The organism is Longimonas halophila (assembly GCF_002554705.1).
Classification (GTDB): domain Bacteria; phylum Bacteroidota; class Rhodothermia; order Rhodothermales; family Salinibacteraceae; genus Longimonas; species Longimonas halophila.
This window is the reverse complement of record NZ_PDEP01000007.1, coordinates 222,730-234,766: the sequence shown is the minus strand read 5'-3', so window position 1 is coordinate 234,766 and position 12,037 is coordinate 222,730. Positions and strand designations below refer to the sequence as shown.

General features: G+C 57.3%; 6 protein-coding genes and 1 pseudogene. All 7 read left to right on the top strand.

All coding sequences use genetic code 11. The annotated features are described in order from the left end of the window. Positions 1-119 (top strand): annotated as a pseudogene (locus CRI93_RS15685) (IS982 family transposase); the annotation flags it as partial. 146 nt (positions 120-265) lie between these two features. Next, the gene (locus CRI93_RS09195) at positions 266-1,642 is read left to right on the top strand and encodes a tetratricopeptide repeat protein (protein ID WP_098062329.1); all 1,377 of its coding nucleotides are present in this window, start codon (positions 266-268) and stop codon (positions 1,640-1,642) included. A gap of 514 nt (positions 1,643-2,156) precedes the next feature. Then, entirely contained in the window at positions 2,157-3,008 is an 852-nt protein-coding gene (locus CRI93_RS09190; RefSeq protein ID WP_098062328.1) for a YihY/virulence factor BrkB family protein, read from the top strand. Positions 3,009-3,435: 427 nt separating this feature from the next. Then, positions 3,436-5,964: an acyl-CoA dehydrogenase gene (locus tag CRI93_RS09185; protein WP_098062327.1), complete on the top strand. Its 2,529-nt coding sequence runs from the start codon at positions 3,436-3,438 to the stop codon at positions 5,962-5,964. 676 nt (positions 5,965-6,640) lie between these two features. Then, positions 6,641-7,687: a TolB-like translocation protein gene (locus tag CRI93_RS15150; protein WP_141491645.1), complete on the top strand. Its 1,047-nt coding sequence runs from the start codon at positions 6,641-6,643 to the stop codon at positions 7,685-7,687. Positions 7,688-8,021: 334 nt separating this feature from the next. Beyond that, the gene (locus CRI93_RS09175) at positions 8,022-8,909 is read left to right on the top strand and encodes a PD40 domain-containing protein (protein ID WP_176521808.1); all 888 of its coding nucleotides are present in this window, start codon (positions 8,022-8,024) and stop codon (positions 8,907-8,909) included. 188 nt (positions 8,910-9,097) lie between these two features. Further along, positions 9,098-11,980 (top strand): T9SS type A sorting domain-containing protein, encoded by a 2,883-nt coding sequence (locus CRI93_RS09170; protein WP_098062324.1) that lies wholly within the window; start codon positions 9,098-9,100, stop codon positions 11,978-11,980. Positions 11,981-12,037: the final 57 nt, after the last annotated feature.

The window sequence follows — 12,037 nt, the reverse complement described above, 5'->3', positions numbered from 1 at the left end:
GGATTGAAGAAAAAACCGGCATTCAGGCCGCCTCGAAGGTCCGGTCGACCCGGGGGCTGATGGTGCATGTGTTCGGACGCTTCGCCGCCGCGATGCTCCTGCTCGCCTTCAACTCCTGATTCGCATTATCACTTAGCGTCTACCCACTACCCGATTTTGGATTGGGGATTGATGCTCATCCGCGCAATGACACCTATTACTTAACAATAGTACGTCAAGCCAGAGGGCTCCACACAACCGATAATTTCCTAATCCCACCGTTTCTATGGTCTGTCGTCGCACCGTTGGCTGTCCGGCTCGCTGGCTTCTTGCGCTGTCGTTGCTTGCTCTTTTTCTGGGCGGATGCGTGAGCACGCAAGAGCGGTTCGAACGGGCCCAAAACTTCGAAAGCGAGGGACGCTATGCCGAGGCAGCCCGTGCATACATAGAAGTGCTGGAGGACGAGTCCGACTTCCCCAATGCGCGAGATAGCCTGGCCGGTGCTGCGCAGCGCGCCATGGAGGACGGGATGAATGATGCCCGTTCTGCTGCCGACGCCGATCGGTACGAGCGCGCCGTCGATCATCTTGACGAAGTGCGCGACCTGCACGAAGCCTGTCAGAGCGTGGACGTACGCGTGCCGTTGCCCGAGAGCTATACAGTCTTCCGCACCGACACGGAGCGGCGTGCTGCTGATGCACTCATTGAGGAGGCCCAAGAGGCAACGGACGCCCAAAATTGGGAGGCCGCCTTTAACGCTTACGAGCGTGCCCGCCGCTACATCGACGACACGGGCCGTCTGCAGGCCATCGATGAGCAACAGGCCGACGTTCTGTTCGGGTGGGCCGATACCGAGATGCAGCGCGGCACCTATCGGGGGGCCTACCAGCGTGCTGCTCGCATCTTCGACTTCGTGCCCGCCTCTCATCCGCTCGTGGCGGAAGCCGAGGCGCTGCAGACGGAAGCCATCGAGCGCGGAACGCAACGTGTGGCGTTTCTCCCGCTCTGGCGTACCGAAACAGCCGGGCGCGCCCTGTCAGAGGTTTTTCTCCCCGACCTTAACGATGTGCTCAATGCCCGCTACTGGTCGTCGCCGCCCCGCTTCATCGCCGCTGCCGATCCCATCGAGGTGCAGCGCACCATGCGGCGCAATGGCACCAGCCGCGCTGTACTGTCGCGCCGTGAAGCTGCTGCGGTAGGCCGCAGCGTAGACGCCGCCTTTGTTGTGACGGGAGAAGTCACGGAGTTCACCGCAACCGAAACGGATGTCGACGAAGAGCACGTCCGCGTTGCATACGTGCCCAGCCGCCGCAGTCGCACGAGCGGTCGGCAGAATGGGGGCAACGCCTCCACCGACACGTCCTACGTTCACCGCACCTACGACCTCGACGTTGAGGCCGTCGTCGACTATCGCGTCGTTGATGTCCAGACGCGCCGTGTTGTGGACCGGGGCAGGGCGCGCGCCGAAGCTGAGGGCGAGATGGAAGACGGCCGCTTCGCAGGCGACTGGCGCAACCTCGACCTCTCGGGGAGCGAGCGTGACCTCTTCGACCCCATCCTTCTGGAGCGTCGTCAGCGAGACATCGAAACCCGCCTCCTCGACCGCCTCGCCGACGAGTACGCCAACGCGGCCTACGATGGAGTGCTCGCTGAGATCGAATAAAAAAGGGGGGCGACATGTTGGATGTGTGATTTGCAATCCTGGATGTGCGATGGGCCATCCCCAATCCAAATGTAAAGTTACGAGATTAAGCGCCAAGCCTGGCACCGACGGTACCGATAGCGTTCGGCACAAGTTACCCCGTTGGCGCGATGAGTAAGACGTTCCTGCGCACCCGAACCCGACTCCCGCCCCCCTCGTCGCAAGGCTCTGCCTTGTGACGCACTTTTTAAGGGGCTCTGCCCCGCCGATGCCGCCCGTAGGCCGTCAAAAGATGATTGGTATGATGCACGACAGAGATAAAACGGAGGCCTGACACAGATACCGCTGGAGGTGCAAAGTGGTCGGCACACGTTCTCCAGCTATGGGAGCACTTTGACAAAAGATGTCGTAGCGTACGGCGGCTAATCTCACAATCCGGCAAAATCCCCAATCCAAAATCGATCCGCGAACGCAACGCCGTGCCTCCCGTTGGAGCGTGCGTTCATGATCGAAGCACCACGTATCCATTCGTCTGATGCCGTTTGCCATTGCGCGCTCGCTGCTCGTTGCCACCTGGAACGCCTACACCACCGACAAAGCCGAGCGCCTGGGAGCCGCCCTCGCCTACTACGCCATCTTCTCGCTGGCTCCCCTGCTGGTACTGGCGCTGGCGGTGGCGCGCCTCGTATACGGCCAGCAATCCATGCAGGCGCAAACCGCACTGCTCAACCAGGTCGAATCGGTCGTCGGACCCGCCGGGCGCACGCTCGTGCAAGACATGCTCAGCAAAGCCTCGGTTGACGGGCAAGGCACCGCCGCGGTGCTAATCGGGAGTGTACTGCTCCTCGTTGGCGCTACCGTCTTCTTCGCCCGCCTGCAAGATGCCATGAACACCATCTGGCGGGCCACTCCCGTACACACCGGCCTCAGCGGCTTCGTGCGCAGTCGCCTGCTATCGCTGCTGCTGGTGCTACTTGTGGGCGTCGGTCTGGTGGGCAGTCTTGTGCTCAGCGCCGTCCTCAGCGGACTCGCCGATACCCTCGGCGGTGCATGGGGACTCTACCTTGCCGAACAGGTCGGCACGCTGATTGTGCTTGCCGGACTCTGTGCGCTCCTTTTCCGCGTCCTCCCCGATGCCTCCGTGCAGTGGGCCGACGTGTGGATGGGTGCTATCGGCACCGCGCTGCTTCTTCGCCTGGGCACCAGCGGCATCGGATGGTATCTCGGAAGCACCGCCGCCGTCTCTGCCTACGGGGCTGCCGGCGCCCTTGCCGCGCTGCTCCTCTGGATGTACTACGCCGCCCAAATTTTCTTCCTGGGCGCCGAGTTCACCACCGTCTACGCAGCCCATCGGCAGGAGACATCTGCATCCGAGCTTGCCGCATAGCGTTGCGTCACGCACAAGCAATAGGATCCAATAGGATCAAGGGGGAACACCCAGGTCAGGCAGCACGCCTGCATCATTTCGTCGCAGCACCACGCATCCGCCCGCTCCAGTAGCGATGTGGCCCGCCGCCCGGCTTGCTGCTCTATACGCAGCGTGTAGCCGCGCAGGGAGAGAAATATGCCTCCCAACAGAATAACGGCGCAAGGGGTCACATCAGAATGCCAGGTTGGCTCCTGTAACAGTTTGGTTCCACATTTGCACATCCGCCTTGCACACCGGGATGAATCCACCACCCGGTAAAAAAGTGGAGTTCTTGCAAAACATAACACTGTTAAGTAGGTTAGAGTCGTAACTTAACGGTGTTAACTGCGACGAACGTGTCGTTTTCTGTGCCGCTGCTCTGCTCATTCAGACTCAGGTGACTCCTATGGATCTTCCGTTATTCGATATCTTCGCTCAATTTCCGCTCTGGGGCGTGGGTGCCGGTGTGGTGCTTGTGCTGTTTGCGCTCGGGTTTACGGGCGCGCCGCTTGCCGTGTGGGCCGTCGCCGGAGCCGCCGCGCTGTACGGAGCCGGGGCCGGACTCGCGGTCTGGATTCCATACCTGACGCTGGTTGCGCTTTTCAACGTGCCACCGCTCCGCCGCATGCTCTCCGGAGCCGTCATGCGTACGATGGAAGCGCTTCAATTCTTGCCCGCCATCTCTGAAACCGAGCAAACCGCCATCGATGCCGGTACGGTGTGGATGGACGGCGAGCTCTTCTCTGGCAAGCCCGACCTCAAGAAGACCCTCGATCAGCCCGTCACCGAGCTCTCCGACAAGGAGCGCGCCTTCCTCGACGGCCCCGTCGATGAGCTCTGCGAGATGGTCGACGACTGGGAGATCCACCAGCGTGGCGACCTGCCGCAGGAGGCCTGGGCCTACCTGAAAGAAAAAGGCTTCTTCGGGATGCTCATCCCCGAAGAATACGGCGGACTCGACTTCTCGGCGGAGGCCCGCAGTGCGGTCGTCGAAAAGCTGGGCACGCGCTCGCTGCCGCTCTCCATTTCGGTGATGGTTCCCAACTCGCTGGGGCCCGCTGAACTGCTTCTGCATTACGGTACGCAAGAACAGCGCGACCACTACCTGCCCAAGCTGGCCAGCGGCGAACTGCTGCCCGCATTTGCGCTCACGGAGCCCCAAGCCGGGTCCGACGCGGGGGCTATGACCTCCCATGGCGAGGTCTTCCGCGATGACGACGGCGAGCTCAAGATCCGCCTGAACTGGACCAAGCGCTACATCTCACTGGCCGCCATCGCAGGCGTTCTCGGACTCGCCTTTAAGCTGCACGACCCGAACAACTATCTCGGCAAGGGCGAGGATCTCGGCATCACGTGCGCACTCGTGCCCACCGACCTTGACGGTGTGAAGCTGGGGCGCCGCCACGACCCGCTCGGCATTGCGTTCTACAACTGCCCCACCGAAGGCGAAGACGTGGTCGTGCCCATCGACGCCATTATCGGCGGCAAAGACGGCGCAGGCAAGGGCTGGGGCATGCTCATGGATGCACTCTCAGCCGGACGCGGCATCATGCTGCCTGCTCAAGCTACCGGCGGCGTCAAGTACTGCACCCGCGTTGCGGGCGGCCACGCCGCGGTGCGCGAACAGTTCGGACTCTCCATTGGCAAGTTCGAGGGCATCGAAGAGCCGCTGGCACGCATGTCGGGCTACTCGTACCTGCTCGAATCCGCCCGCCAGTACACCAACGGCGCCGTCGACAATGGCGAGAAGCCATCGGTTGTCTCCGCCATCGCCAAGTACCAGTTCACTGAACTGCAGCGCGACGCGGTGAACGACGCCATGGACGTGCTCGCCGGAAACGGCATCTCGCGTGGTCCGAAGAACCTGATGGCCAATGCCTACACCGGCGTGCCCATCAGCATCACCGTGGAGGGGGCGAACATCCTCACCCGCACCATGATGATCTTCGGGCAGGGGGCCATCCGTTGCCATCCGTACGCGCTCAAAGAGATCGAGGCACTCATGGAAGGCGATGTGAAAGCCTTCGACAACGCATTCTGGCCGCACATTGGCCACGTGGTGCGTAACGGCTTCCGCGCCTTCGGCCTCAGTCTAACGCGCGGTCGCCTCGCGTCCTCGCCGGTTGGCGGACCCTCCGCGAAGTACTACCACAAACTTGCGTGGGCCTCGGCCAGCTTCGCCTTCTGGGCGGATGTGGCAATGGGCACGCTGGGCGGCGGACTGAAGCGCAAAGAGAAGATTACCGGTCGCTTTGCCGATGTCCTGTCGTGGATGTACATGGCCACGGCCACACTGGCGCGCTTCGAACGCGACGGACGTCCCAAGGAGCAGGAGCCGTTCATGCACTGGGCGCTCCAGCACGCCTTCGCCCGTATCGACGAGGCGTTTGAAGGGCTGTACACCAACCTGAAGGTGCCCGGCCTCACATGGGCACTGCGCGGCATCGTCGCGCCGTGGTCGCGGCTGAACACCATCGGCTCCGACCCATCGGACGACCTGGGCCACACCATTGCTCGTGCCATCCAGCAGAAAGACGGTGCGCGCGAGTGGCTCACCGAAGGTGTCTACACAAACACCGATCCGAGCGACCCGATTGGGCAGCTGGAGCACGCATTCGAACTCAACCGCGAGGCGTATCACATCGGACAGACGATCAAAGACGCCATCCGCAACGGCGACCTGCCGAAGGCGCGTCCGCTGACCCTGCTCGACGAAGCCCTCGACCAGGGCATCATCACCCAGGACGAGTACGACCTGGTGCAGCGCGCCGAAGAAGCGAAAGCGCAGTACGTCAAGGTGGACTCGTTCACGCTCGACGAATACCGCGCCAGCATCCGGCGTCCGGGTACCCCCCGTGGCGACGGCGCGCCCACCCCGAAAACTGCGGGCGATGGTGCTCCGGCGGCTACGCCTACGGACCCGGAAGCGGTCTAATAGGCAACTCCTCAACCCAACTGGCGCTGAACTGCGTCACTCCATCGTGTGCAATCAGTGCACGATTCCTCGACGGGAGCGGCCCGGCACGTTCAGGCAACGTGTCGGGCCGTTGTGGTTGTGGGGGGAGCATGTTCATCTACCGTTTGAATATATCGTATTACACACGCTCCCCGCTTCACTGAGAGCTCGCTTCAAAAGATACGTCTGCTCATGCGGCTTCTGTCTGGTGGCTCGGTGGGTTGTGCGGTATTCGGGTGCCAGAAAGGTCCATCAGAAGAAGAGAAGCTCTGAACCTGATACAGATGTACCCTGCAACTATCCACACATGTATCCGAAATTGGATACAGATGTAGCCAAAAATAGGGAACATCTGTGTATTGTGGGAGGGCATTGCGCCGTGTAGATTGCCTGTGGTTTGTTTCCCAAGGGCGTGTTGAAAGCTATCTCACAAGGGATCGATCGCATGCATGCATACCAAATGTTAAGTTTGTGTGATCATCGGGAGGGGGCGGTTTTACAATGGCTGCACCGCCTTGTATGCTACCCGTGCATGTATTTCAAATCATCGGCTTTTCATGTTGTAGGTCGTTTCTCGTTTTCCTGTACGATGAATTTGCTTCTTATGCTTGTACACTCCGTTTCACCGCCAACAGCCTCGATATATCTTGGGCGAATGTCTGTCCTTTCTGCATTGATATTCATTCTGGTTTTGGTGGCCGGATGCGGGACAACCGGCCCTGAAGAAGAAACAGCAATTAATGAGGATATTGTGCTACTCAAGGAGGCAAGAGCGGAAGGGGAGACACTTGAAAGTAATCTCATCATGGGAGCCTGGACGCCCGAGTCTATTTTTGCGGCGATTCCTTTATGGGAAATTACTGTAGATAGCGACTTAAAAATAGGGGAGGAGAGTTTGCTCTTCGAACTGGGTTCACATCCTGGTCGTCCTGTCACTTTCATTCAGACAAGCCGTTCAGAGTCCTCGCTTCTCTACGTCCGGTCTATTTTTGGTGGTGCCTCCCTGGGTACTTTATACGAGTTCAACGGTGATGGGGAAGAGCGTGTACTGCGTGATAGTAGCTATGCGGTTTCGAGCGCAGTGTACCATCCGGAAGACGCGAATATCGTCTTCTACTATAGCTATGGGTCTGATCCCGCTTTCGGGAATGCCGATCAAGAACGCACGCCGGGGTACTACCGCCTCAATACCACCACTGGAGATGACACTCTCCTTGTAGAACACCGCTCGCCGTTGGGCCCGGATGAGATGATAAACGGCTTTGACGTGCACCCTAACGGCACCACGCTGCTCATTCCTGATGTCCGCTCCTCGATTTCAACCCCGCGCAGACCACGCATTGTGGAGTATGATCTGACCACAGAGACGCCCGACACCCTTGCTCTGGACTACGACTCGTTTATCAATGAGGGACTCTGGCTGCGCTACAGTCCGGACGGGGCCCAGATTCTCTACAGCAACTTTCCGTTTAATGCCTACTCGAACACAGCGGCCCCCGAAAGTGAAGTCGGCATTTTCGACCGAGCTACCGGGGCAAAGCGCGTGCTTGACGTGAATACCGACCCGCGTGGCGAATCGGTGCAGATTGCCCCGACATGGAGCCCAAATGGACAGCATATTCTGTACGGAAGTGCGCCGCTGACGTTACCACGTGGGGCTGTCGGGCCGTATTCGCTCTATGTCTTACAAGATGTGAACTGAACCGATCATAGACCCAGATACTGTTTTCCACAACTAATTTGCCAGTACACAAAAAAACCCTGCAGGAAATCTGTAGGGCCTCCAGTGATTTGCAAACACCAAACACAGCCGGGTACATGACAGCTTCTTCCGTGAAGCTCCTTCATTTATTTACTTGTCAATCACAGCTATAGGTGCTATGTGTCGCTTTCTCCGCCCCCTTACTCTCATCCTTCTAACGACCGCCGGACTGCTTCTTGGTCTTACCTTGATCGGATGCAAAAATTCCATTGAGCCAGAGAAGCCTCCAGCAATTAACGAGGCCATCGTGCAGATCGGTGAAGAACATTATCAAATGGGGGTTTGGACCCAACCGACTGAAATCTATGCGACTGAACCCCTTGACCGTCTGCGACTCGATAATAACTTAACTGCCAAAAAAGATACGACCCTTATTCCCAGTGGTACACCGGCACCCATTTTTATTGAGAAAAGTGAAGACGGAAAGAAGCTGTTGTTCATCGAAACGCCTCTCGAGTCACGACCCGGATTCTGGGGACCCCTCTACGAGATCGATACGCAGACCGGTGAAAAGCGCCGACTTCGCGACAGTAACCATGTCGTTAGCAGTGCTGTCTACCTTCCGGGCTCCAGTGGAAAGAAAGTTGTCTACTACAGCTACGGATCGATTCCAGAAGGAATTGAAGACGGCCCTATACCGGGCTACTACCTCCTGGACACCGAGACTGGTACTGATAGTTTGCTCGTCGAGCACGCAAGTCCAGCCGGACTGGAAGAAATTTTCAACGGCTTCGACGTAAGTCCCGACGGTCGCACGCTCCTCTATCCAATCAACTACGACAATATTGGGGGCGCCCGTTCACCAAAAGTAGCGACTTACGATTTGCCTACCGGCATCCGCGACACGCTGAGTTGGAGCTTTCGTCCCCAACTGCTCTGGATGCGCTACGGGCCAAGCGGCGACCAGCTTCTGTACAACATCTACCAGGAAGACGCCCTTTCGATTAGCAGTGGGCGTGTAGACTCGATCGGCGTGATCGATCTGGACACCGAGGCACGGCGCACGCTGCGCACAACGACTAACCCTGAAGGAGAGTCCATCGACCTGTTTCCCCGCTGGAGTCCTGACGGGCAACACATCGTCTACGGAAGCGGCCCGGTGGCTGGAGCAAGTGGGGCGGTCGGCAACTTCTCGCTACACGTGCTAAAAAACGTGAATTGATTCCTGACAAGGAAGTTACACACTCAAAATATTACAAAAACCCCCGCGGTTCGCCCGTGGGATATGCAATGGATCCGCTTGGATCCACTTGATCCGCCAAGATCACACATTGCCAGAGGGACCGTCCGCGAGGAAGTTGAGCTCACTGGCAATCAGGCTCTTTATTTACTCACAAGCACAAGATTGCCATGAAATTGCGCTATACCACTCTCATCCTATCAGCATTGATTCTCCTATTTGGGGACTTTACTGCCTATGGACAATTATATTCATCTTCACTAAACGACCCAGCTGTTGATCCCGCTGTCGAGATTATCGATATGGAATTAAGGGGGGATCCGGTGCGTGGAGCCACTGTCCAGTTGCAGGTCCGGTTTAAAGCTCATGTGGATGGCACGGGCGAAGCAATGCTTCACTTTCCAAAACACCTTGCACCGCCCAACCGGCAACGCGGAGAAACATACCGTACGGAGGAATTTAATCTTAAAAAAGAGAAGACATACGTAAAAAACTACACAATTCGAGTAGAGAGTTCGGGTAGTGCAATGATCGAGTTTATTTTGAGCGTTCCTGAGGCCCCTGTCGGCTATGCCCAGAGTGCCTCGGAGCATCTCAATGTTGATAGCGGTACCGACAGGTATCAAGTGTTTGCACCAGGAGATACCACTCGACATCGTATTAGTACCATTCAAGGATCGGTTGGAGAGGCCGGGGCAACAACGCAGTCAACTACCACGGTTTCAGTTAGTGGAAATGTGAACTTCATTGATCAAAACGAGAGTCCAAGCAGAATCGAAGGCCTCTACGGTAGCAAGGTGAAAATTTGGTTTCGGGACAGTAGCAATCCAAATCAACTCTACCACCCAAAGATTGGCGACAACGAGCACGTTCACTACGATCGAGTCGAAGAAGATGGGGGCTACCATTTCGAGTTCAGCTTTACACAGGATATAAGCGAGTACGACGAACTCCTTGTACTTGTAGGAACCTCGAATACAGCGGCTACGCTATCGGTTGGCCAGGGAGCTTGGATTGAAGATATTAGTGGAGGCACTGAGTCGTTTTTTGGTCCACAGCAGGGTGTTTCCTATGATATCAGCGGGATGGGATCAAATATTTCTATTTCGGATGCAAACGCTACAGTGAATTCGAAAGATGGGGCTATTCTTCGCAATATGATGCTTTCCCAAGAATTATTAATAGAGCGTTACGATGGGGAGATCCCCTTTGAGCAGCCTATTGTCAATGTTGTCCGTGAAGACCTTGAAAGTGACTGTGGCATTTTTTGGTATAAGGAAGATTGGCTTACAGGAAATGAAAGTTATGGTATAAAAATAGACGATACTTGTACAAATTTACAGACTGTATCACATGAGTATGGACACTACACGAACTACAAGATGTGGGGAGGTGAAACAGGTCGAATGCTGGCAGCAACCACTCAACTCAAGGAGGGATGGGCAATTTTTTTCTCATTTGCTGTTCGTAACTACGCCAACGAGGAATACGGCGATGAACTCCGTTCATACGTCGATAATACAGAGGAGGACGTTTTCGAGACGGGCATTCGCCCAGACGGCTCCTCATACCGATTCCAAGGCATTAAGTATGCGAATGGTGGAAGCCCCTCATACGCAGCATTTGCATGCTACCTTTGGAACCTCTACGATAGCTACGAAGATGATTTTTTCGAGAATACTCGCTATGGAAGTGGTGATAACGACGATATTAGTGGACTGGCAGATCGTGTATTTCAAGTGTTTCAGTCGGAACGAAAGAAATATGTTTCAAACTTTCACGACGCATTTAGAAGCGGACTCGATGGCGAACGCCAAACCTCAGTGGAAGGCAATTATCAGTTCATGTTTGACGACTTAGACGAGGTCCCTGACATCGGACTGCGTCCAGCCCAAGTCACAGATCTAAGTGGTTCCATCGGTACACAGGGGGTCGCCCTGCAATGGGAATCCCAAAGCTACCCTACAGGCCGGGATTACGGAAATTACGAATCGGGCTATCGTATTTACGCCGACGGCACTCTGATTGACACTGTGCCCTTTGGGGCCGATACATACACGCACAACACCAGCCAGCCTGGCACATTCTATCGCGTTACCGCATACAACGAAACTGGAAATTCTTCCAGTGCTCCGAGAGAGCAAGTTGGAATGACAGTCACCCTCTCCGGCCCTACGTACGTTGATCATGGACAGTCAGGCACCTGGAGCGCCAATGTTGAAGGCGGCGATGGGGCTACCAGCTACGATTGGGAATATCGCAATGTCGGCTCCACAGTGTGGAGTGCGAAAGGTTGTACAGGTGCGTCGTGCAGTCACACTTTTTACAACGATAGCGACCGACTCGACACGGGGGCGATGCGCGTGACCATAACCAAAGGAATCGAAACGGAAACAGCCAGTCAGTTGGTCTCGGTGGCACCTGGAGCCCCAGGATGCGAGCCCGGAGTCATCATTTGCCCTTCTACACAGCTCGCCGAGGTGAGCTCGTTTGAAGCCGAGCCTCAGGGCGAGTCGGCCCAGCTGGCGTGGACGACCACCGGCTCGATAGGCGAAGGCGCCTTCCGTGTGCAGCACCGCGCCGATAGCACCGCCGCGTGGAGCGACCTCCAGACCGTCGAGGTCGCGGAGAGGACGCAGGTTGACTCCACCGATGATGCGCCAACCTACCAGCTTGAAACCGACGCCCTGGCGCCGGGCACGCATCAGTTCCGGCTGCAGTGGGCCGCGGGCGACGAGACGGCGCTTCTGTCGGATGTGGTAGAGGCAGAGATCACACTGGAAGATCCGTACCGGCTGCGGGCCTATCCGAACCCAGCCGGGGCACAGATGACCGTGGAAAGTGCGGTCAAGGAGCGTCAGCACGTGCGGGTGCAGATCTACGATGTGCTCGGACGGCGCGTTACGACCGTCTACGACGGCCCGATGGCACCGAATGAGGTGAAGCACTTCACGGTGCAGCCCGGAGCCGATGGCCTAAGCAGCGGCACGTACTTCTTGCGCATGACCGGCGAGCAGTTCCAGACCACTACGCGCATTAGCGTCGTGCGGTAGACGCCCGGTGACACGTTTTGCAACGAGCCTCATTACAGGGACGCCCGGCCGCGTTGT